Consider the following 22,055-nt stretch of genomic DNA (forward strand, 5'->3'; position numbering starts at 1 on the left):
TGTTGGCAGCTTCTGTGCTTCAGGCCCCCGATATGCACCAATGGCTTAGCGCGTCTTGTACCAACCTGCCAGCCAGACAACAACACCGCCAGCGACAACCCACAAGGGAGCAAGCCCCCAGTCGGGCCGATTGATCAACAGTAGCGTCCCACTAAGCAACAATGTTGCACCAATACCAAACAGATAACGGGATTGCCCCTGACGTACATGGTTAACCTGTAGTTCGCTGGCAATCTTATCAACGCTCTGCTGCAAATGTTTACCTTGCTGCAAACCGTTGTAGATCAGTTCAGGAAGCTCCGGCATTTTCTCTATCCAGAACGGTCCTTTCTCTTTTAACGCCCGGACCAGCGCAGGAATACCCACCTGATCTTTGATCCACGTTTCGAGAAAAGGTTTCGCCGTTTTCCACAAATCGAGTTGCGGATAGAGCTGACGACCGACACCTTCAATGTAGAGCAAGGTTTTTTGCAGCAGCACCAGTTGCGGCTGCACTTCCATATTGAAGCGACGAGCGGTGTTAAAGAGATTAAGCAGCACGTGGCCAAAGGAGATTTCCGCCAGCGGCTTCTCAAATATCGGCTCGCACACCGTACGAATGGCGAATTCAAACTCTTCGACATTGGTGTCCGGCGGCACCCAGCCGGAGTCGACATGCAGTTCCGCCACTTTGCGGTAATCGCGGTTGAAGAAGGCGATAAAGTTCTCCGCCAGGTAGCGTTTGTCCTCTTTGTTGAGCGAACCCACAATGCCGCAATCGATGCCGATATACTGGGGGTCTTCCGGATGATCGTAGCTGACAAAAATATTGCCAGGATGCATGTCGGCATGGAAAAAACTGTCGCGAAAAACCTGGGTGAAGAAGACCTGCACGCCACGCTCAGCCAGCAATTTCAGGTTGGTGCCGTTCTTTTCCAGCGCCACAACATCCGAGACCGGAATACCGTAAATGCGCTCCATTACCAGCATATTCTGGCTACAGTAGTCGGAGTAGATTTCCGGCACGTACAGCATCGGGCTGTTTTCGAAATTACGCCGTAACTGGATCGCGTTGGCGGCTTCACGCAACAAATCCAGCTCATCGATCAGCGTTTTTTCATATTCCCGCACGACTTCACGCGGACGTAAACGACGGCCGTCCGGCAGCAGGCGCGGAACCCACGCCGCCAGGCGGTAAATAAGCTTAAGATCGGCTTTGATCACCGGCAGAATATCCGGGCGGATCACCTTGATCACCACCTCTTTGCCACTCTCTTTCAGCCGCGCGGTATGAACCTGAGCAATCGATGCAGACGCCAGCGGTTCAATCTCGAAGTCGTCAAACCAGGTTTCAACAGGCAGATCGCCCATCGCTTTTTCGATCTGTTGTTTGGCAAGATGCCCGTCAAACGGCGCGACACGATCCTGTAGCATTGCCAGTTGATCGGCAATCAGCGGGGGGAAAAGATCGCGGCGGGTAGAGAGCATTTGACCGAATTTGATCCACACCGGTCCCAGTTCCTGCAACGCAAGACGCAGCCGTTCTCCAAGTGCTTTATCCTTGTGCCGGTTAGGCATCCAGAACAGCATCCTGCGCCAGATCCGCAGCGGCAGGGTGATACGCATTCTGGGAATGAGCTCATCAAGCCCGTAACTCAAGAAAGTCTGGATGATGAAATAGAGCCGCCGCAGTTCACCTGGCGTCATTTGCCCTCCAGTTTATCCAGGCGCTGAGCTAATGCTTCCGTCGCACGTTCCACGGCCGCCGTCTCTTCTGCAAACCAGGCCACTTCCAGAGCGCCCGGCGCGACGCGCCACTCTTCGGTTAACACTTCAGCGACGTAGCGTTGTTGGCGCTGAACGCCGTGGCGTAGTATGCGCGCGCCACCGCGCAGGAATTTACTGATCCCCTCGGCGGCAATATCGCCCGTCCAGGGAGCAAGCACCTCAGCGGGATCGAACTCAGCGAGATCGGCAAGCGCCACCAGGTTTTGCACGACCTGAATATCCCCCTGTACTTCCAGCTCGCCGCTGCGGATAAGCGCGGTCAGTTGCTGGCGATCGCGCAGTTTCGGCAACACCCTCAACTGGGTGATAACCGAACAGTCGGCCTCGCCTTCCCATTCGCTCAGGACATCGATCTGCTGTTCGCTGAACACCAGCACAAACGGCGAGGAAAACTCCTGCAAAACAACGCGTAAAACTTTGCCATACAGACGCTGACGCGCTGATATCAGCGCGCTTTCGCGGTAGAGAAAGGTATTCAACGCGCGTTCGATTCCGGCGGCCACCATCGGCTTAAAGGGCATACGCACTCCTGTCAGAATTTGTAGCCACGGTGCAGAGCAACAATACCGGCGGTCAGATTGTAGTAATCAACGTTTTCAAAACCCGCGTCCTGCATCATCGCTTTCAGGGTCTCCTGATCGGGATGCATACGAATGGATTCCGCCAGATAGCGGTAGCTGTCGGCATCGCTTGCCACCAGTTGGCCAATGCGCGGCAGAACATGAAAAGAGTACGCGTCGTACACTTTGCTTAGCGGCTCAATAATCGGTTTGGAAAACTCCAGCACCAGAAGACGCCCGCCCGGTTTCAACACGCGGAACATGGAGCGCAGCGCTTGCTCTTTTTCCGTTACGTTGCGCAAGCCGAAAGAGATGGTAATGCAGTCGAAGGTATTATCCGGGAACGGCAACGCTTCTGCGTTTGCCTGTACATACTCGACGTTACCGATAATGCCGATGTTGCGCAGCTTTTCGCGCCCCATTTTCAGCATTGAGTCGTTGATATCAGCCAGCACAACCTGCCCGGTTTCACCCACCAGACGCGAGAATTTAGCGGTCAGATCGCCAGTGCCGCCAGCCAGATCGAGAACTTTCTGCCCACGGCGTACGCCGCTGCAATCAATGGTAAAACGCTTCCATAAACGGTGAATGCCCATCGACATCAAATCGTTCATAACGTCATATTTTGACGCGACCGAATGGAAAACATGCGCCACCATGTCGGCTTTGTTTTCTTTGGCGACGGTCTGAAAACCAAAGTGTGTTGTCTCTTTTGAATCTTCCGCCATCTTAGTGCCTGCTATTTAAGAATTTGTTTGTGAAGTGTATCAGATTGGACGCAATTGCCCTACGATTCAACCGGCCGATGACGCCTTCTGGTCAGGTTCCTCATCCTGCGTTGCATCGTCTAACTGATTGTCTTCATTATATTCGTTTAACGCTTCCTGCCCTGCTCGCAGGCGAAACTCTTCATCCTGCGCCTGCGCTTCAGCCGTTAATTCTGGATTAATCTCACGCTTGATCTCAACGCCAAGGCCGCGAAATGCCTCCGCCTGTGCAAGCACGTTGCCGCGCCCGGCGGTGAGTTTTTTCATCGCCTGACGGTAATTATCCTGTGCTTTATCCAGGCTCTGGCCGATGGACGACATGTCATCAACGAACAGGCGCATTTTGTCATACAGTCGACTCGCCCTTTCTGCAATCTGCTGTGCGTTGCGACTTTGATGCTCATAGCGCCAAAGGTTGGCGATGGTGCGCAGCGCCACCAGCAGCGTGGTCGGGCTGACCAGCATAATGTTATTCTTCAGCGCTTCCGTTATCAGTTCGGGCTGTCTGTCGAGGGCAATCAGGAATGCCGGTTCCACCGGAATAAACATCAGAACGTAGTCGAGGCTACGCAGGCCGGGAAGCTGCTGATAATCTTTGCGCCCCAGCAGGCGAATATGATTACGTACCGAGGCAATATGCTCCTGCAATGCGCCTTCGCGGGTAAATTCATCCTCGGCGTTGAAGTAGCGCTCGTAGGCTACCAGCGTCATTTTGGCATCAATCACCACATCCTTGCCCTGCGGTAAGCGCACGATCACATCCGGCTGCATACGCGCGCGGCTGTCGTTTTCCAGGCTGACCTGGGTTTCATACTCGTACCCTTCGCGCAGACCGGAGGCTTCCAGCACGCGGGTCAGCACCACTTCGCCCCAGTTGCCCTGCGTTTTATTATCGCCTTTCAATGCGCGCGTCAGGTTGATGGCCTCCTGCGCCATCTGGGCGTTCAACTGTTGCAGATTGCGGATTTCATGCGCCAGCGTATGGCGTTCGCGCGCTTCCTGGCCAAAGCTCTCCTGCACCTGACGGCGAAAACCGTCGAGCTGCTCGCGCAGCGGCGTTAGCAGGCCGTTCAGGCTCTGGCGGTTCTGTTCATCCACCCGCCGGTTGCTCTGCTCAAAAATGCGGTTCGCAAGGTTTTCAAATTGTTCGCTGAGACGCTGCTCGCTACTGTGCATCTGGCGTAGCTTCTCTTCCGCATGCAACTGGGTGGATTCCAGACGGGTGGTGACTTCACGAAGATCGGCTTCCAGCGAGCTGTTAATATGTTGCAGGCTGCGCAGCTCGTTATTGAGCAGTTCGCACTCTTCACGCCAGTGTTCACTCTGAACTAACTGCTGGCGGGCGGCGCTCAGTTCACTAAACACATCACGTTGCTCGGCAAGCAATTCCGCCTGCTGCTGCGCTCCGCGCCAGCTTGCAGCCAGCCAGCCGACCAGTAATCCTGCCAGCGCCAGCGCTGCCATGACGATGATTGAAGTGTCCACCACGCCTCCTCCAGACCTTATCCGTACAAGCGGGAATTGTGCTGTATAAACGTCCAGTTGGGAAGGGCTTTTCCTGCGAGGCGCTACGCAGAAACGGAAAGGGATTTGTCAGGCCCGGTAAATGCAGCATTACCGGGCACCGGGAGAGAGGAATTACAGCAGGCGACGCGCGGCTTCCACCACGATTTTCACGGCGTGGCTTTCGGTCTGTTTCATCGTTTCTGCGTTCGGGATCTCCTGCTGGGTACGATTCACAATCACCCCAGCCACCATCCCGGCGCGCAGCCCCTGGCTTGAACACATGGTCAGCAGCGTCGCGGATTCCATTTCATAATTCATCACACCCATTGATTGCCACTCTTCCATTGAGCCTTTAAAGCTTTTCACCACACGCCCGGAGAATGTGTCATAACGCTCCTGGCCAGGGTAAAAGGTGTCGGAAGATGCCGTTACGCCAATGTGTTTGGTTGCGCCAATCGCATCCGCCGCTGCGACCAGCGCCGTGGTGCAGGCAAAGTCAGCTACCGCCGGGTATTCCATCGGCGCAAAATGCAGGCTGGCGCCATCAAGGCGCACGGAGGCGGTGGTAATCAGTACATCGCCAACATTGATATGCGGCTGAATCGCCCCGGTCGTGCCGACACGCAGAAAAGTGCGGATGCCAAGCTGCGCCAGTTCTTCTACGGCGATAGAGGTTGACGGACCGCCAATACCGGTGGAACACACAATAACTGGTTTGCCATCCAGTTCGGCACGCCAGCTGGTAAATTCGCGGTGAGATGCCAGCTGGACCGGCTTATCCATCAGCGCGGCGATCTTTTCCACACGCTCCGGATCGCCAGGGACGATCGCCAGCGTAGCCCCTTGTAAATCGTTTTTGGTGAGACCGAGATGAAAAACATCAGACCTGGACATAACAGACTCCTCTGTGGTTGGTTTTATCAGGAGAGGCAAAAAGCCACTTTACAGAAGGCGCCTGTCCGTTTTCGTGATTGACGTCACCATGAACGAAAATGTTTGCATATCATTTCCATAAATTAGTGATTCATATCACATTAACATGCTGTATCTCACTACGCAGCAGCAAAGATAGTCGATGAAACGGGGATTTGCGCGCGCGCCAGACCTTCCGTCTATAGTTATTGGAGCGCTAATAAAAGGGTATGGAGAATGCCATGACAACCAACAAACAGCCGGGCTTTGCACCTGCGGCTTCGCCTCACGCTTCCACCATCGTTCACACACCGGAGGACGCCCTAATCGCAGGCGAAACCTCCATTCCAACGCAGGGTGACAATATGCCTGCGTTTCATGCCCGCCCCAAAAATGCCGATGGCCCGTTGCCGATTGTCATTGTGGTACAGGAAATTTTCGGCGTACATGAACATATCCGCGATCTCTGCCGCCGCCTGGCGCTGGAAGGTTATCTCGCCATTGCGCCTGAACTCTACTTCCGCCAGGGCGATCCGAATGATTTCGCCGATATCCAGACGCTACTGAGCGGGCTGGTCAGCAAGGTGCCGGATGCCCAGGTGCTGGCCGATCTCGACCACGTCGCCAGTTGGGCGGCGCGCAATGGCGGCAATGCGCATCAGTTGTTGATCACCGGTTTTTGCTGGGGCGGCCGTATCGCCTGGCTGTATGCGGCGCATAACCCGCAGTTGAAAGCCGCGGTAGCCTGGTACGGTAAGCTGGTGGGAGAGAAATCTCTCAACTCGCCGCGCCACCCGGTAGATGTCGCAACCGATCTGACCGCGCCGGTACTGGGTTTATACGGTGCGCAGGATACCGGCATTCCGCTCGAAAGCGTGGAAACTATGCGCCAGGCGCTGCGGGCAGCCAATGCCACTGCCGAGATTGTGATTTACCCGGAAGCGGGCCATGCCTTTAATGCCGACTACCGCCCGAGTTATCATGAAGAGTCGGCAAAAGATGGCTGGCAACGCATGCTGACATGGTTTGCCCAGTACAGTAAAAAATAATATCCGTGCCGGGGAAATTCCCCGGCCAGCAATATTAAAAATAAAATGCTAATACGAGAATTTCAGGAATTTCTGACCGTATTAACACTGAATGAAGGGAAACTGATTTATATGAAATCTTCGTTTTTCATTAAGAAAAAGTTTGATGGGATCAAGAAAATTCCATTACCCTATCAGAAATAAGAAATTGCTCCCCCGAAAACACTCAACGATAGCATCTTTTAATAGCATGTATTTTAATGTCTTTTATAATTTCAGCATAAAAAAACACCAGCAAAAAAAATGATTTTACATTTTTGTGGCGACCAGACATTGAACCTGGCTGGTTTACCTGTTCTTCTCTTCCATGCAATACTTTAGATACACCTTATTACAGGCAAGCGCCTTTAATAAGATTATGCTTAGCGCATATTAAAAAAGGAATGACTCATATTTTTTGACGGTACTAAATAACTGCACAGACTAGCACCACAGAGTGGTGTTGGACATAACAAAACCCGGGCTAAGTTCCGTAAAAAATGATTTCTTCTGCGCAACTATTTATTAGCGTTTTTTCTTATATTTTCATACAGGGTAGTCACGTGAAAAAAAATATTTCAGCATTGTCACTTTTAGCCGTATCTATTTGCTTTTTCCCTGACATCGCCTCAGCCGCATCCTCCCATTCTGCAACGTCGACCCAAACGTTTTCAGTCCGGCTTGGCGCCTCTCGTTTGATTTATGATCCTGCGTCTAACGGTACAACCCTGACGGTAACCAATCCGCAGGATTACCCCATTCTGATTCAGTCTCAGGCGCTGGAGGAAAACAGGAAGAATAAAGCACCGTTTGTTGTAACGCCCCCGCTGATGCGCCTGGACGGACAGCAGTCCAGCCGATTACGTATTGTGCGCACCGGCGGTAATTTCAGGGCCGACCGTGAAACTTTACAGTGGTTATGTGTTAAGGGAATTCCCCCTAAAGCGGGAGACGAGTGGGCAAAAGAAAAGGCCGATAAAGTATCACTGAACGTTCAACTCACTATAAATAATTGCATCAAACTGCTCATTCGGCCAGGCGCGTTAAAAGGCCATCCTGACGATGCAGAAAATCGCCTGCAATGGCAACAGCACGGTAATAAGTTGACCGCAACGAATAACTCACCGTTTTACATTAATATCAGTACGCTAAAAATTAATGACATTACCGTACAGGATATCAAGTACGTTGCGCCCTTCTCTTCGCGTGATTTCACACTGCCTTCCGCGACAAGAAGTAAAAGGATTGAATGGAAGATCGTGAACGATTACGGCGGTGAAAGCCAGACCTGGCAAACCAACGCAGAATAACCATGTTATTTAATGCGACACGGCGTAGAAGCAAGCGCATTTATTATGCATATGAATATGTGAAATTAATATGCAGGTGCTAATTTATTGATACCACTCTTGCTCTATGACAACGATGCGCGTTTTTATCCTCTTTGATTTTGCGTTTATCGAAGGGCAGAAGATATATTTAGGGCCACATTACTGTTTATAAAACAATAATATTCAACGTTGTTTAACTCACATTTATATGACAGTAAAACAATATTATATTCTGCCATTATTCTCTTTTGGGATAGCTGCCTGCACATGTTCATCAGTGAATGCGGCGGCAGAAAGCTGGTCATTTGATCCCGCACTGTTAGGTGGCGAAGAAGGAAGAAACGTTGATATTTCGGTTTTTAACGAAGGAAGCCAGCTACCTGGAATTTACCCGGTAGACATTTTGCTAAATGGCGACGTGGTGGATTCCAGGGAGATGGTATTCCACCAGGCGCGTGATAAAAGTGGCAAGCGTTTTCTGAAAACCTGCCTGACTGAAGCACTGCTGACACAGTATGGCGTGAAAACAGAACAGTACCCTGGTCTGTTTGCCGCTCGCGCTTCAGAGAAAACAACCGATGACGAAACACAGCAATGTGCGGCGCTGACGGCTATTCCGCAGGCGACAGAAACATTCCAGTTTTATCGGCAGCAATTGTTGCTCAGTGTCCCGCAGGCAGCACTGCGCCCGAAGGTATCAGGTCTCGCGCCACAGGAACTCTGGGATGATGGCATTCCTGCCCTGCGGATGAATTACCGCATAAATACGGCCCGTTCGACGTCATCAGGCAGTGGATCCTCAACGAATAGCACCATATTTGCCCAGCTCGAACCGGGAGCGAATCTCGGTGCCTGGCGTTTGCGGAACCTGACAACCTGGCAGAAAGAGGGCCAATCGCCAGGAAAATGGCAGACAGCCTGGACCTATGCTGAACGCGGATTATATGGCCTGAAAAGCCGTCTGGCATTGGGGGATCGTTATACCCCGGCCGACATCTTTGACAGCATTCCATTTCGGGGAGTGATGCTTGGCTCCGATGAAGCAATGGTTCCCTATAACCAAAGAGAGTTCGCCCCTGTTATTCGGGGGATCGCGCATACGCAGGCCCGGATTGAAGTCAAACGTAGCAGTTATGTGATTTACAGCACCACCGTTGCACCAGGGCCGTTTGCGTTGACAGATCTTCCCTCCGCCGGTGACGGCGGCGACTTACAGGTGACAGTTTTTGAAAACGACGGGCACCAGCAAAGTTTTATTGTGCCCTCGACCACGCCAGCTATCGCGCTGCGTGAAGGTTACTTCAAATACAACCTGATGAGCGGTCGCTATCGCCCGTCAAATGGCGCGGTCAGCGATAGTTATGTTGCTCAGGCGTCACTGATGTATGGGCTGCCATGGGGCATAACGGCCTACGGTGGTTTACAGGGCGCAGCCCATTACAGCGCAGCATCGCTGGGGTTAGGGGTATCACTCAATAGGTTGGGCGCTATTTCGCTGGATGGTATTCAGGAACAGAGAAAGCCGCACAGAAAAGCGCATGCACAAGGCAGCGCCTGGCGCGTGCGCTACAGCAAAAACATTGAAGCGACGAATACTGGATTCACATTTTCCAGCTACCGCTACGCATCGTCGGGATTTCACGGATTGTCGGCAGTGCTGGACAGTGATCGGGCGCATGACGCTGGCGAATACCTGAATCAGAACAATTTGCGCCGTAAAACGCGCTCCAGCCTGACGCTCAGCCAGTCCCTGGGACAGTGGGGTTCAGTGAGCCTGACGGGGGCCAGGGAGAGCTACTGGCAACAGCGCGGGACGCGGGATGAGCTGATGGTCTCCTGGTCCACAAGTTTCCACGATGCCACATGCTCATTGAACTGGACGCAACGCCAGGAGCCGGTTTACCACAGCGGCGCGCAGCCAGCCGGGCGTAAAACGGATCGGGAAGTGAGTTTCTGGATTAGCCTGCCTCTGGATCGCTGGATGGGAAACCACACACGGGCCAGTTATCAGATGGTAAACGGGGATATACGCGGTGCGCAGCATGAGATGGGACTGAATGGCGACAGTTTTGATCGCCGTCTGAGTTGGGATGTACGTGAACGGATGACGCCAGGCAACCCGGCGACTGACCGAAACAGCAGCCTGGTTAATCTGACCTGGCGCGGCGCTTATGGTGAATTGAAAGGCGGCTATCGCTATAGCCCATCCTCCCGACAGATGAATGCGGGCTTGGCTGGCGGCGTAGTGATTCATCGCCATGGGATCACGCTGGGCCAGCCGCTGGGAGAAACCGTGGCGCTGGTGGAAGCGCCGGGCGCAGCAGGCGTATCGGCAGGCGATATCCCCGGAGTGAAAACCGATTTTCGTGGATACACCACGCTGGACTATGTGATGCCCTATCAGGCGAATTTAGTGACGCTCGATCCCAATACCCTACCCGCTGATGTTGAAGTCCCGCAAACGGACACCCGGATAGTCCCCACAGCAGGTGCAGTCATCGCGGCGAAATTCTCAACCCGGACAGGTGCCCGTGCCGTCATCACGCTGACTCAGGCGAATAACCGTCTGGTGCCCTTTGGCGCGTTGGTCACGCTTGCGGGTAATGAGACCAATACCGGAGCAGGCATTACGGGTGATGGTGGAGAGGTTTACATGAGCGGGCTTCCACAAACGGGAAGACTTCTGGTCTCGCTGGGTCATGAACGCTCGTGCATAGCGGACTACCGTCTGCCTGAAGAAAAAAGCTCGGCGGGTATCTATGCCCTTAGCGCAATGTGCCATTCAGCATGAAGGTATCTGAAATGAAAAAGAAAATCGCACTCCCGTTACTGATAGCAACCGCGATCTGTTTACCCGCAGCAGAGGCGCAGGCAGCGGAAACCATACCAGAAGTCACGCTGAACATACGTCCGCCCCAGGACACCAAATTGCGTGATGGCACTGTTATCGGCCGCGGCCGGATGGTTTTTCAGGAGGCACATTCCGGGTATCTGGTCTGGCTGAATGCACAGAAGAGCACTTCGGCACCGGGGCGATATGTCCTGACGGGAAAGCGTGATTCTGCGCACCAATTGCGGATCCGGCTGGCAGGTGAAGGCTGGTCAGGGGAGAACAAGGATCGAGGCGGCATCGTCAGGAGCACTTCCGCGACGCGAGCCAGCTTTCAGATTGTCATCGACGGAAACCAGCAAGCCGTTGCCGATGAGTACGTCATTACGGCCAACGCGCTTGCCATCGTCCCCTGAACAATGAGCACAACGCATTACGCTGGCTTCAGGATCGGAAGCCTGCGCAACAGGTTGTCACCTGTAAAGGTGACGCCACCCACGTCCAGGTATGCGGCGCGGGATCAATTAACGATGATGAAACTAAAGGAATGATTTATGAAAAAGATAATGCTGACCACCTTACTGGCGCTGATGAGCAGCCAGAGTTTTGCCGCGCTGACATCCCACGGTAGCGCCACCACCAGCATGACCCTTAACGCACCAGCAATATGGAGCATCACCAAAGGCGTAGAAGCAGAAGGAATCCTTGGGGCTGGCAACACCTATACCGACGACAGCATTCTGAACCATGCCGCGACCATCATTATTAAAAACGAGTCGACGGCTGCGGGCACGTACTACATTCGCGGACAAGGGGACTCCCTTGAGACTGACGGCACAATTGTGTGGGTCAATGCCAGCGACAGTGCGCAAAAACACGTTGTATCAAATCTTACCACCACGCTCGACAGTACCTGGAGTGCTGCCGACACCGCCTTTAAATCGAACAACCCGCTGGGTGCAGGCGATGAGAAAACGTTCAGTTTTTATGGGCAGGCCGGCGATACATTTGAACCCGGCACTTATAACCTCTCGATCGAGTTGTTAACTGAAACGCCGTAACACCGCTGCGTGAGGTCACGCTGGCATAGAGGGTTAACTGCTCTACCCATTTTTACGGTTTTCCTGAATGAGAAGCCGCACCACAGCTTTTGTGTCTTTGTCGCATCCAAAGTTGTGTAATGACAATGAAATTAAAGGAATGATGATAATGAAAAAAGTAATGCTAACTACTTTACTGACCCTGATGAGCAACCAGAGTTTTGCGGCACTGACATCCCATGGAAGCGCGACCACCTCCATGACGCTGAATGCGCCAACATCATGGAGCATTACCAAAGGCATGGACGCTGAAGGAACGCTGGGGGCAGGCAATATCTATACTGGCGATTCTATTATGGATCATGCTGCGACCATCATTATTAAAAACGGATCGACCACCGCAGGCACTTATTACATCCGTGGGCAGGGGGATTCTCGCGGGAGTAATGGCGATATCGTATGGGTTAGCACCAGTAACAGCGCGGAGAAACACCTTGTGCCGAATCTGGGGGTCAATCTCGACAGTACCTGGAGCGCGGCGGACGATGCTTATAAATCCAATAACCCGCTGGCGGCTGGCGCGGAGCAAACATTCAGCTTTTATGGCCAGGATGGCGATGTGTTTGAACCCGGCGTCTACACCCTCTCTCTGGAGTTGTTAACCGAAACGCCGTAATACCTCAAAAAACGCCGCCGGGGAACATTCCGGCGGCGCATGGCTGTTTACTGCTGACGCAGGTTCTGCGCGGCTTTCACCATGTTAGCCAGCGCGGCGCGGGTTTCCGGCCAGCCGCGGGTTTTCAGACCGCAATCCGGGTTCACCCACAAACGCTGTGCCGGAATGCGCTGCGCCGCTTTTTGCAGCAGGGCTTCGATCCACTCCACGCTCGGCACGTTCGGCGAGTGAATGTCGTACACGCCCGGTCCGATTTCGTTCGGGTATTCGAACTCTTCGAACGACTCCAGCAGTTCCATATCCGAACGCGAGGTTTCGATGGTGATCACATCCGCATCCAGCGCGGCGATAGAATCCATGATGTCGTTGAACTCGCAATAACACATATGTGTGTGGATCTGCGTGTCATCTTTCGCCACCGCCGCATTAATACGGAACGCTTCCACACCCCACGCCAGATAAGCCTCCCAGTCGCTGCGGCGCAGCGGTAAACCTTCGCGCAGTGCTGGTTCGTCGATCTGGATGATGCCAATGCCAGCAGCTTCCAGATCGGCCACTTCATCACGCAGCGCCAGCGCGATCTGTTTGGCGATGGTTTCGCGGGTGACATCTTCGCGCGGGAAAGACCAGCAGAGGATGGTGACCGGACCGGTCAGCATGCCTTTGACCGGTTTGTCGGTCAGCGATTGTGCGTACTTCGCCCACTCGACGGTAATCGCTTCCGGGCGGCTCACATCGCCGATCACTACCGGCGGCTTCACGCAGCGAGAGCCGTAGCTCTGTACCCAGCCATTTTGCGTAAAGACGAAACCATCAAGGTGTTCACCGAAGTATTCCACCATGTCGTTACGTTCAGCTTCGCCGTGTACCAGCACATCCAGCCCCAAATGCTCCTGTTCAATAATCGCCTGTTTAATGTGTTCAGCGATGCCGGTGCGGTAATTGCCCGCATCTAAACGTCCCTGTTTAAAATCCAGACGCAAGCCGCGGATCTCGGTGGTTTGCGGGAACGAGCCGATAGTCGTGGTCGGCCACGCTGGCAGGTTGAAACGCACGCGCTGCGCTTGTGCACGCTCAGCGTACGGACGCGCGCGCTGGCTGTCCTGCGCGGTGATCGCCGCCAGACGTTTTGCCACCGCCGGGTTGTGCACGCGGGTAGAGTGGCGGCGCGCCTGGATCGGGGCGCTCCATTCATTCAGTTTTTCTGTGTTGCCGCTGTTCAGGGCATCACGTAATAGCGCCAGTTCTTCACATTTTTGCAGGGCGAAGGCGAACCAGCTTTTCACTTCGGCATCAAGACGTGTCTCAACACTCAGATCGATCGGGCTGTGCAGCAGCGAGCAGGAAGAGGCAACCCATAGCGGGCGTTTGCCGACCACATCCTTAATCTGCGCATATTTTTCACTCAGATCGGCGCGCCAGACGTTACGGCCATTCACCAGACCGGCAGAGAGCAGCCAGTCGGCAGGCAGACGCTGATGCAGCTGCGCAACGTTGTCTTTACCGTGTACCAGATCGACATGCAGACCCTGCACCGGCAACGCGGTAATGGTGTCCAGGTTCGGCGTGACGCCTTCGAAATAGGTGGTCAGCAACAGTTTTACTTTGCCGTTCAGGGCGTCATACGCCGGTTTGAAGGCGTCCAGCCACGCTTGCGGTAGTTCCAGCACCAGCGCCGGTTCGTCTATCTGCACCCACTCAATACCGCGTTTCGCCAGTTCGGCCAGCACTTGCTGGTAAACCGGCAAAATATCGTTCAGCAGGCTTAAGCGATCGAATTGTTCGCCTTTCACTTTGCCCAGCCACAGGTATGTGACCGGCCCAAGCAGTACGGGTTTCACCTTGTGGCCCAGCGCCAACGCTTCGTCCACTTCATCCAGCAGTTGCGTCCAGGTCAGTTTGAACTGCTGGCCTTTGCTGAATTCCGGCACCATGTAGTGGTAGTTGGTGTTAAACCATTTGGTCATCTCTGCCGCTGCCGCCGGTTCGCCGGTCGGTGCGCGACCGCGGCCGATGCGGAACAGGGTGTCGATATCGACAGAGCCGTCGTTGTTCTGATGACGAGCCGGCACATTGCCCAGCAGCAGGCTGGTGGTCAGAACATGGTCGTACCAGGCGAAATCACCGACCGGCAGCAGGTCGATCCCGGCCTGTTTTTGTTGATCCCAGTGACGGGCGCGCAGCTCGCTCCCTACCGCCAGCAGTTCTTCGCGAGAAGAATTCCCCGCCCAGTAACTTTCTTGCGCTTTTTTCAGCTCGCGACGCAGGCCGACGCGAGGAAAACCGAGGGTGTGGTTTTGTATTGTCATGTCTTCTTCCTTTAATTATTTGATTCTGAATGTAAAACTCTAAATAGTTCGGCTGGCAGGAAGGCGGCAACGTAGCGTGTCCCCAGGAGCTTACTGAAGTAAGTGACTGGGGCGCGCAAGGCAGTCAACGCACCTGCAAGTCGAAATATGACGAGTTTAGACGTCCAGATGTTTACACATCCATATTGTGAAGGTACTGTATAAACCTCAAGCGCAAATTGTTCATGCCGGGGTGAAGGACATTCATGATCGAAATTAAACACCTGAAAACGCTACAGGCGTTACGAAACAGCGGGTCGCTGGCTGCAGCAGCGGCAACGTTGCATCAGACGCAGTCGGCGCTTTCCCACCAGTTCAGCGATCTGGAACAACGCCTCGGCTTTCGTCTGTTTGTGCGTAAAAGTCAGCCGCTGCGTTTTACGCCGCAGGGCGAGATCCTGCTGCAACTGGCCAATCAGGTTCTGCCGCAAATCAGCCGCGCGCTGCAGGCTTGTAACGAGCCGCAGCAAGCCACGTTGCGCATCGCGATTGAGTGCCATAGCTGTATTCAATGGCTAACGCCTGCACTTGAGAACTTCCGCCAGAACTGGCCGCAGGTGGAGATGGATTTCAAATCCGGCGTAACCTTTGACCCGCAGCCTGCGCTACAACAGGGTGAGCTTGACCTGGTGATGACATCCGACATTCTGCCGCGCAGCGGCCTGCACTATTCACCGATGTTTGATTTTGAGGTACGGCTGGTGATGGCGCCGGATCATCCGCTGGCGGCAAAAGCGCGCATCACACCGGACGATCTTGCCAGCGAAACGCTGCTGATCTACCCGGTGCAGCGTAGCCGCCTTGATATCTGGCGTCATTTCCTGCAACCGGCGGGCATCAGCCCGGCGCTGAAAAGCGTTGATAACACGCTATTGTTGATTCAGATGGTTGCCGCCCGGATGGGGATCGCGGCGCTGCCGCACTGGGTGGTGGAGAGTTTTGAACGCCAGGGTCTGGTGGTGACCAAAACCCTGGGCGAAGGATTGTGGAGCCGGCTGTACGCGGCGGTGCGCGACGGCGAGCAGCGTCAGCCGGTTACGGAAGCGTTTATTCGCTCAGCGCGGAACCACGCGTGCGATCACCTGCCGTTTGTGCGGAGCGCGGAGCGACCCAACGGCGATGTACCCACAGCGAAGCCATTATCACCGAACCACCAATAATAAAGCTCGGCCAGTGCGGCTGTTCCTGCCAGATAGCGAGGTTGACCAGCAGCCCGGCGGGAACATGCACATTGTTCATAATGCCGAGCGTCCCGGCGTCAACCTGCGTTGCGCCGTAGTTCCACATAAAGTAACCCAGACCGGAAGCGACCACGCCCAGCCATACCAGCACGCCCCACTGCAAAGTGGTTGTCGGCAGCTTCTGCGGGTTACCCATCACAAACCATGCGGTGACAGCAACAACAAATGCCCCCAGATAGAACCACGCAAAGGCGTTATGCTGCGGCATGGGCCGCGTTTCCATCAGGAGTTTATAACCAACCATGCCAATGGCGAAGCTGATGTTCGCCAGCTGTACCAGAATCAAACCGATCCAGAAGTGATCGCTGACTTTGTCATAACGAATAATCGCCGCGCCAATCACCGCCAGCCCGGCGCTCAGGGCGTAGCTCCAGCGCAGCCCGCGCTTACTCAGCAGATCGTAAATCAGCGTAACGTACAGCGGCGTGAAGACAGTAAACAGCAGGAATTCAGAGACCGTCAGGTAGAGATACGCCTGAAAGCTGAACAGGTACATAATGCCAAGCTGCATCGCGCCCACCAGCATATACAGGCCAATGGTTTTCAGGTTGTGCCCGCGCGTGCGCAGGAACGGTAAAAACACCAGCGCCGCCAGCCCCACGCGCATCAGCACGGAGAAATAGCTGTCGACATGGCCAGCAAGGTATTCGCCTATCAGGCTAAAGGAAAAGGCCCACAGGATCGTGGTGATGATCAGTAACGCCACAATGAAGCTCTCTCAAAATAGTGAGGCTTCATTGTAGCGAACTCAATTGCGCAAAGTTTGAGTATTTGGTTGACGTCTGATTATTTAATAACCAGACATCAATCTTATTGCAGGAACAATTTACGCAGGTAATGTGGCACGGCGTTATCCGCATTGGTGCCAATCACTTCCAGCTCCGGATGCAGATCTTTCAGGCGCTGATGGGCGTTGCCCATAATGCAACCCTTACCGGCCATCGACAGCATTTCAGCATCGTTCATGCCATCGCCAAAGGCGATGCAATCCTTCAGACCATAGCCCAGCGCACCGGCAACGGCTTCCAGCGCATGCCCTTTCGATACGCCGCCCGCCATCACTTCCAGACAGGTTAGCGTTGAGAAGCTGACGTTGACACGGTCGCCCCAGCGCGCATTGATCGCCTGCTCCAGCGGCAGCAGTTTTTCATGGCTGTCGCAGGTGAAGAAGACTTTGCTGATGCCTTCCGGCTCCAGTAAGCCCGGCTCATACAGCGAATACTGGAACACCGCTTCTTTGAAAAAACGCATCTCGTCAGGGCGATGGCGGTTCATAAACCATTCGTCGTTACGGTAGACATTGGTAATGATATCTTTCTCGTTGTGCATCACACCGAACAGATCGCTGGCGATATCGCGATCCAGATTGTGGCTAAAGACCAGATTTCCATCGGTATCGTGCACGCGCGCGCCGTTGGAGGTGATCATATACGCCTTGATGCCGAGATTATCGCGGATTTGCCCGACATCGACATGGTGGCGACCGGTAGCAAAAACAAAATTGACGCCGTGGCCGGTCAGCAGTTTTAACGTTTCTTTCGCGAAAGGTGACAGTGTGTGGTCAGGGGAGAGCAACGTGCCATCTAAATCAGACGCAACAACCTGGTACATAGGAAAATTTTACCTCAATAAATAATTAGTTATGCCGGTCGAAGAATTCGACGATGGCGTTGAGCGCGACCGAGCGCATAGCGTCCTTTTCGAAAAGGATCTCATGGTACGCGCCGGGTATAACAAACGGTTTTCCCCCTTCACAAGGGTGGCCCGCCGCAGCGCGAATTTCGCAGAAGCGTTGTTGCATGCGGTTATCCACCACGTGCTCCTCTTCTGCCTGAATAATTAATGTTGGGGTGTCATCGTTTGCCGCCCCTGCCAGCGCGTGTTCTCCGGCCAGAATGCCTTCGCGCACCCAGTGCCACGTCGGCCCGCCCACACGCAGCGTCGGTTCGTCGGCATAAAAACGCAGATTGCGCCGGTAACGCTCGCGGCTGTGGGTCAGCACGTTAATCGCGAACGGCAATGCGCGCCAGCTTCCGGTGCCGATAGCGTAATTGTCGCGAAGACGCGGATAGCTTTCCGCCCAGTCAAGCAGCGGGCGTACCATCCACTCCGGCAGGCGAATGATAATGCCGAACATCGGCGCGCACAGGGCAATAGCATCACAGACATGCGGATAACGCTGTAAGAAGAGCGTGGCGATCGCGCCGCCCATCGAATGCGCCAGGATATAACGTTTACGCCAGGGTCCGTCGGCGACTTCCTGCTGCCAGAATGCCGCCAAATCATCAACATAATCGCTAAAGTTGACCACATGACCCCGGTGCGTATCCGCCAACATTCTCCCGGAACGCCCCTGCCCGCGGTGATCGATAATCAACACATCGTAACCGAGGTAGAACAGGTCATACGCCAGTTCGGCGTATTTGACATAACTTTCAATGCGGCCCGGACAAATCACAATCACCCGATCGTGGCGACGATCGCGAAAGCGGACAAAACTGACGGGTACATTATCGACACCGGTAAACACGGCTTCTTCACGCGAGCGCCAGAAATCCATCAGCGGCCCGGTGGTAAATGCCGCGAACGCTTTTTCTCTGGTTTCCCAGGCCGTTTTTTGCCGAAACATCGGAATTTCGCCCCTGTTAGCCATGTAAAATCGTTTTTTTGTGACCAATAGCAAAATCCACTGACAATAGCGTATTGTGGCATAAAAACAGACAACCAGGAATTTCTCATGACCTTCGAATGGTGGTTCGCCTACCTGCTGACTTCAATCATTTTAAGTCTCTCGCCCGGTTCCGGTGCGATTAACACCATGACCACGTCCATTGGCTACGGCTATCGCGGCGCAGCGGCTTCTATTGCCGGATTGCAGACCGGGCTTGGCATTCATATCGTGCTGGTCGGTGTCGGGCTGGGTACGCTGTTTTCTCGTTCCGTGCTGGCGTTTGAAGTGCTGAAATGGGCGGGCGCAGCCTACCTGATTTGGCTGGGTATTCAGCAGTGGCGCGCCGCAGGCGCTATCGATCTCAATACGCTGGCGAAAACCCAGTCGCGCGGTCGGCTGTTTAAGCGGGCGGTATTCGTTAATCTGACCAACCCGAAAAGCATCGTTTTTCTTGCCGCCCTATTCCCGCAATTTATCGTGCCGCATCAGCCGCAGGTGATGCAGTATGTGGTGCTGGGGGTAACAACGATCGTCGTCGACATCATTGTCATGATTGGTTACGCGACGCTGGCGCAGCGCATTGCTGGCTGGATCAAAGGCCCGCACCAGATGAAGGCGCTGAATAAGGTATTTGGTTCGCTGTTCGTGCTGGTCGGCGCGTTGCTGGCTTCTGCCCGCCACGCCTGAGGCAGGTGCCCGGTGGCGCTGCGCTTACCGGGCCTGGAAAATCCGCAGGCCGGATGACGAAGCGCCAACCGGCAGATGAATTAACGGGAAATAATCAGATGGATGCCGAAGCCAGCAAACAGCGCGCCGGCAAAACCGTCAATCCATTTTGCCAGACGCTGATAACCGCGACGCATTGCCGGCAGTGCGAACAGGCTGGCGACGACGGTAAACCAGGCCAGCGTTTCCAGCGCAATCAGCACGAAAATACCCCAGCGCGCGCTGGTGCCGACGCCATCGCCGACAAACAGTGAAAACACCGAGCCGAAGTAGATAATGGCTTTCGGGTTCGCCAGATTGGTCAGTAACCCTTTCAGAAAGCTGCGACCGCTGCTGGTTGCCAGCTCTACTTTCGGCGCATCAGCCGGTTTCTGATCTTTCTTCAGCGCGCCGCGCAGCATCTGGTAGCCCATCCAGCACAGATAAAGACCACCGCCGACCATAATAATGCTGTGCAACCACGCCATTTTTTCGAGGATCAAGTTCAGGCCGAGCAGCGCCACGCCAGCCCACACCATTACGCCACAAGTGATGCCGAACACGCCCATCATCGCCTCTTTGCGCGAGCGGCTAACGGCGGTTTGCGAAACGAAGAAGAAATCCGGGCCGGGGCTCATCAGGGCAACGATATGCACCAGCGCCACGGTAAGAAATAACATCAACATAGAGAACCTGCGGGAAGATAATTCAGTGAGTAACTATCCTGGCACTTTTCGGCCGCTAAAACTACTCTTCGTCGCCATCGACATGTGCGCGGATAAGCGCCATAAATTCCTGGCCGAAACGCTCAAGTTTGCGCGTTCCCACGCCGTTTACGCTGAGCATTTCCCCCGGCGAAAGCGGCATCTGTTCGGCCATCTCAATCAGCGTTGCATCGTTAAACACCACATAAGGCGGGATATTCTCTTCGTCGGCAATCGCTTTTCGCAATTTACGCAGCTTGGCGAACAGCTTGCGATCGTAATTGCCAACGGCGGCTTTCTGCATCACTTTTGGCTTCAGCGCTACCATTCGCGGCACCGCCAGCATCAGCGGTACTTCACCACGTAGCAGCGGACGCGCCGCTTCCGTTAACTGAAGCGCAGAATGCTGGGCAATATTCTGGGTGGCAAATCCCATATGGATAAGCTGGCGGATCACGCTCACCCAGTGTTCATGGCTCTGCTCGCGGCCAATGCCGTACACCGGCAATTTGTCGTGACCGAATTCGCGGATGCGCTGATTGTTTGCACCGCGCAGCACTTCCACTACATAACCCATACCGAAACGCTGATTGACGCGATAGATGGCCGACAACGCTTTTTGCGCGTCCTGCAAACCATCGTACTGGCGCGGCGGATCGAGGCAAATGTCGCAATTGCCGCAGGGCTCCTGCCGCCCTTCGCCGAAATAGTTGAGCAGCACCAGACGACGGCAGGTTTGCGCTTCAGCAAATGCGCCCATCGCATTGAGCTTGTGCCGCTCAATATCCTGCAATGGCCCTGCCGGTTTCTCCTCCAGACAACGGCGCAGCCACGCCATATCCGCCGGATCGTAAAACAGCATCGCTTCCGCAGGCAGACCGTCACGCCCGGCGCGGCCCGTCTCCTGATAATAGGATTCGATATTGCGCGGGATGTCGAAATGCACCACGAAACGTACGTTCGGCTTGTTGATGCCCATGCCAAACGCCACGGTTGCCACCACGATTTGTAAATCGTCGCGCTGGAACTGCTCCTGCACCCGCGCGCGTAGCTCGTTATCCAGCCCGGCATGATAAGCCGCCGCGCTGAACCCACGGCTTTGCAGGCGCGCGGCGGTGTCTTCCACCTTGGCACGGCTGTTGCAGTAAATAATGCCGGATTTACCGCGCTGCTCCTGTACGTAACGCAGCAACTGATCGAGCGGTTTAAATTTTTCCATCAGCATATAGCGGATGTTTGGACGGTCGAAGCTGCTGACCTGGATCAGCGGATCGTTTAAGCCCAGCAGGCGTTCGATATCGCGGCGCGTGGTGTCATCAGCCGTCGCAGTCAGCGCCATAAAAGGCACGGACGGCAGCATCTGGCGCAAGTGGCCAAGTGCGGCGTATTCCGGGCGGAAATCGTGACCCCACTGGGAAATACAGTGCGCTTCGTCAACGGCCAGCAGCACCGGATTCCACTGGCGCAACTGGTCAAGGAAGTTGTCGAGCATCAGGCGCTCGGGCGCGATATAAAGCAGACGGATCTGGCCGTTGCGACAGCCGTTGATCACGTCAAACTGCTGCTCACGGCTTTGGGTAGAGTTCAGGCACGCCGCCGCAACGCCGTTGGCAAGTAGCTGGTCGACCTGATCTTTCATCAGTGAGATCAACGGCGAAACCACCACCGTCAGCCCCTGCAGCACCAGCGCCGGAATTTGATAGCACAGAGATTTTCCGCCGCCGGTCGGCATCACCACCAGGCAGTCGCGGCCGCTCAGTACGGTGTCGATAATATCCTGCTGGCCCGGGCGGAATTGCTGGTAGCCGAAGGTCTCTTGCAAGACCTGTTTAGCCAGCGATTCCTGATTCAATACTTCCGCCTGCGCCACAATGACCCCATTTGCCTGAAATAAAAACAGGCGCTATTTTCAGCGCCTGCGCCAGAAACT

General features: G+C 54.5%; 19 protein-coding genes. 8 read left to right on the forward strand and 11 right to left on the reverse strand.

Going from position 1 to position 22,055, the window contains the following annotated elements:
• Positions 1–45: 45 nt before the first annotated feature.
• From ubiB to udp, 5 genes are all read right to left on the reverse strand, one after another.
• Positions 46–1,686, reverse strand: a complete 1,641-nt coding sequence (gene ubiB / locus Y71_RS26650; RefSeq protein WP_007369137.1) for a ubiquinone biosynthesis regulatory protein kinase UbiB — start codon at positions 1,684–1,686, stop codon at positions 46–48.
• Complete coding sequence (gene ubiJ / locus Y71_RS26655; RefSeq protein ID WP_007369138.1) at positions 1,683–2,288, reverse strand: ubiquinone biosynthesis protein UbiJ; 606 nt, start codon at positions 2,286–2,288, stop codon at positions 1,683–1,685. The genes ubiB and ubiJ overlap by 4 nt, the downstream gene beginning before the upstream one ends.
• A gap of 11 nt (positions 2,289–2,299) precedes the next feature.
• Positions 2,300–3,055 (reverse strand): bifunctional demethylmenaquinone methyltransferase/2-methoxy-6-polyprenyl-1,4-benzoquinol methylase UbiE, encoded by a 756-nt coding sequence (gene ubiE / locus Y71_RS26660; RefSeq protein WP_007369139.1) that lies wholly within the window; start codon positions 3,053–3,055, stop codon positions 2,300–2,302.
• A 66-nt stretch (positions 3,056–3,121) separates the two neighbouring features.
• The gene (gene rmuC / locus Y71_RS26665; RefSeq protein ID WP_081120939.1) at positions 3,122–4,579 is read right to left on the reverse strand and encodes a DNA recombination protein RmuC; all 1,458 of its coding nucleotides are present in this window, start codon (positions 4,577–4,579) and stop codon (positions 3,122–3,124) included.
• 153 nt (positions 4,580–4,732) lie between these two features.
• Positions 4,733–5,494, reverse strand: coding sequence for a uridine phosphorylase (gene udp / locus Y71_RS26670; RefSeq protein WP_007369141.1), 762 nt, complete (start codon positions 5,492–5,494; stop codon positions 4,733–4,735).
• Between the two features lie 260 nt (positions 5,495–5,754).
• On the opposite strand from udp, the gene Y71_RS26675 reads away from it, so the two are divergent.
• The 6 genes from Y71_RS26675 to Y71_RS26700 all read left to right on the forward strand — a co-directional run bounded on the left by Y71_RS26675 (position 5,755) and on the right by Y71_RS26700 (position 12,456).
• Complete coding sequence (locus Y71_RS26675) at positions 5,755–6,561, forward strand: dienelactone hydrolase family protein (protein WP_007369142.1); 807 nt, start codon at positions 5,755–5,757, stop codon at positions 6,559–6,561.
• 581 nt (positions 6,562–7,142) lie between these two features.
• The gene (locus Y71_RS26680) at positions 7,143–7,889 is read left to right on the forward strand and encodes a fimbria/pilus periplasmic chaperone (RefSeq protein ID WP_071531951.1); all 747 of its coding nucleotides are present in this window, start codon (positions 7,143–7,145) and stop codon (positions 7,887–7,889) included.
• A 229-nt stretch (positions 7,890–8,118) separates the two neighbouring features.
• On the forward strand, positions 8,119–10,701 hold the full coding sequence (locus Y71_RS26685; protein ID WP_081120893.1) for a fimbria/pilus outer membrane usher protein: 2,583 nt from the start codon (positions 8,119–8,121) through the stop codon (positions 10,699–10,701).
• A gap of 11 nt (positions 10,702–10,712) precedes the next feature.
• Positions 10,713–11,156, forward strand: coding sequence for an AfaD family invasin (gene afaD, locus Y71_RS26690; protein ID WP_050998870.1), 444 nt, complete (start codon positions 10,713–10,715; stop codon positions 11,154–11,156).
• 138 nt (positions 11,157–11,294) lie between these two features.
• The gene (locus Y71_RS26695; protein ID WP_007369148.1) at positions 11,295–11,801 is read left to right on the forward strand and encodes a hypothetical protein; all 507 of its coding nucleotides are present in this window, start codon (positions 11,295–11,297) and stop codon (positions 11,799–11,801) included.
• 148 nt (positions 11,802–11,949) lie between these two features.
• Positions 11,950–12,456, forward strand: a complete 507-nt coding sequence (locus Y71_RS26700; RefSeq protein ID WP_007369149.1) for a hypothetical protein — start codon at positions 11,950–11,952, stop codon at positions 12,454–12,456.
• A 47-nt stretch (positions 12,457–12,503) separates the two neighbouring features.
• On the opposite strand, the gene metE is transcribed toward Y71_RS26700, so the two are convergent.
• Positions 12,504–14,765 (reverse strand): 5-methyltetrahydropteroyltriglutamate--homocysteine S-methyltransferase, encoded by a 2,262-nt coding sequence (gene metE / locus Y71_RS26705; RefSeq protein ID WP_007369150.1) that lies wholly within the window; start codon positions 14,763–14,765, stop codon positions 12,504–12,506.
• A gap of 245 nt (positions 14,766–15,010) precedes the next feature.
• Between metE and metR the strand changes: the two genes are divergently transcribed.
• Complete coding sequence (gene metR, locus Y71_RS26715) at positions 15,011–15,964, forward strand: HTH-type transcriptional regulator MetR (protein WP_007369151.1); 954 nt, start codon at positions 15,011–15,013, stop codon at positions 15,962–15,964.
• Here metR and Y71_RS26720 read toward each other — a convergent pair.
• From Y71_RS26720 to pldB, 3 genes are all read right to left on the reverse strand, one after another.
• Entirely contained in the window at positions 15,852–16,751 is a 900-nt protein-coding gene (locus Y71_RS26720) for a carboxylate/amino acid/amine transporter (protein ID WP_071531953.1), read from the reverse strand. The genes metR and Y71_RS26720 overlap by 113 nt on opposite strands.
• A gap of 104 nt (positions 16,752–16,855) precedes the next feature.
• Positions 16,856–17,656 (reverse strand): sugar/pyridoxal phosphate phosphatase YigL, encoded by an 801-nt coding sequence (gene yigL, locus Y71_RS26725; protein WP_007369153.1) that lies wholly within the window; start codon positions 17,654–17,656, stop codon positions 16,856–16,858.
• Between the two features lie 25 nt (positions 17,657–17,681).
• A complete protein-coding gene (gene pldB, locus Y71_RS26730) occupies positions 17,682–18,674 on the reverse strand; it encodes a lysophospholipase L2 (RefSeq protein ID WP_007369154.1) in 993 nt (330 codons plus the stop codon).
• 108 nt (positions 18,675–18,782) lie between these two features.
• Between pldB and rhtB the strand changes: the two genes are divergently transcribed.
• The gene (gene rhtB / locus Y71_RS26735; protein WP_007369155.1) at positions 18,783–19,403 is read left to right on the forward strand and encodes a homoserine/homoserine lactone efflux protein; all 621 of its coding nucleotides are present in this window, start codon (positions 18,783–18,785) and stop codon (positions 19,401–19,403) included.
• Between the two features lie 80 nt (positions 19,404–19,483).
• On the opposite strand, the gene rhtC is transcribed toward rhtB, so the two are convergent.
• Both rhtC and recQ read right to left on the reverse strand, forming a co-directional pair.
• Positions 19,484–20,107, reverse strand: coding sequence for a threonine export protein RhtC (rhtC, locus tag Y71_RS26740; RefSeq protein ID WP_007369156.1), 624 nt, complete (start codon positions 20,105–20,107; stop codon positions 19,484–19,486).
• A 61-nt stretch (positions 20,108–20,168) separates the two neighbouring features.
• Positions 20,169–21,995 carry an ATP-dependent DNA helicase RecQ gene (gene recQ / locus Y71_RS26745; RefSeq protein WP_007369157.1) on the reverse strand — a complete coding sequence of 609 codons (1,827 nt, stop codon included), beginning with the start codon at positions 21,993–21,995 and terminating at the stop codon, positions 20,169–20,171.
• Between the last annotated feature and the right edge of the window lie 60 nt (positions 21,996–22,055).

It is taken from the genome of Kosakonia radicincitans DSM 16656 (assembly GCF_000280495.2).
Taxonomy (GTDB): domain Bacteria; phylum Pseudomonadota; class Gammaproteobacteria; order Enterobacterales; family Enterobacteriaceae; genus Kosakonia; species Kosakonia radicincitans.

Coding starts and splice junctions, on each gene's coding strand:
- ubiB (WP_007369137.1), bottom strand. CDS start 1,686: ATGACGCCAGGTGAACTGCGGCGGCTCTATTTCATCATCCAGACTTTC.
- ubiJ (WP_007369138.1), bottom strand. CDS start 2,288: ATGCCCTTTAAGCCGATGGTGGCCGCCGGAATCGAACGCGCGTTGAAT.
- ubiE (WP_007369139.1), bottom strand. CDS start 3,055: ATGGCGGAAGATTCAAAAGAGACAACACACTTTGGTTTTCAGACCGTC.
- udp (WP_007369141.1), bottom strand. CDS start 5,494: ATGTCCAGGTCTGATGTTTTTCATCTCGGTCTCACCAAAAACGATTTA.
- Y71_RS26675 (WP_007369142.1), top strand. CDS start 5,755: ATGACAACCAACAAACAGCCGGGCTTTGCACCTGCGGCTTCGCCTCAC.
- Y71_RS26685 (WP_081120893.1), top strand. CDS start 8,119: ATGACAGTAAAACAATATTATATTCTGCCATTATTCTCTTTTGGGATA.
- afaD (WP_050998870.1), top strand. CDS start 10,713: ATGAAAAAGAAAATCGCACTCCCGTTACTGATAGCAACCGCGATCTGT.
- Y71_RS26695 (WP_007369148.1), top strand. CDS start 11,295: ATGAAAAAGATAATGCTGACCACCTTACTGGCGCTGATGAGCAGCCAG.
- Y71_RS26700 (WP_007369149.1), top strand. CDS start 11,950: ATGAAAAAAGTAATGCTAACTACTTTACTGACCCTGATGAGCAACCAG.
- metE (WP_007369150.1), bottom strand. CDS start 14,765: ATGACAATACAAAACCACACCCTCGGTTTTCCTCGCGTCGGCCTGCGT.
- metR (WP_007369151.1), top strand. CDS start 15,011: ATGATCGAAATTAAACACCTGAAAACGCTACAGGCGTTACGAAACAGC.
- yigL (WP_007369153.1), bottom strand. CDS start 17,656: ATGTACCAGGTTGTTGCGTCTGATTTAGATGGCACGTTGCTCTCCCCT.
- pldB (WP_007369154.1), bottom strand. CDS start 18,674: ATGTTTCGGCAAAAAACGGCCTGGGAAACCAGAGAAAAAGCGTTCGCG.
- rhtB (WP_007369155.1), top strand. CDS start 18,783: ATGACCTTCGAATGGTGGTTCGCCTACCTGCTGACTTCAATCATTTTA.
- rhtC (WP_007369156.1), bottom strand. CDS start 20,107: ATGTTGATGTTATTTCTTACCGTGGCGCTGGTGCATATCGTTGCCCTG.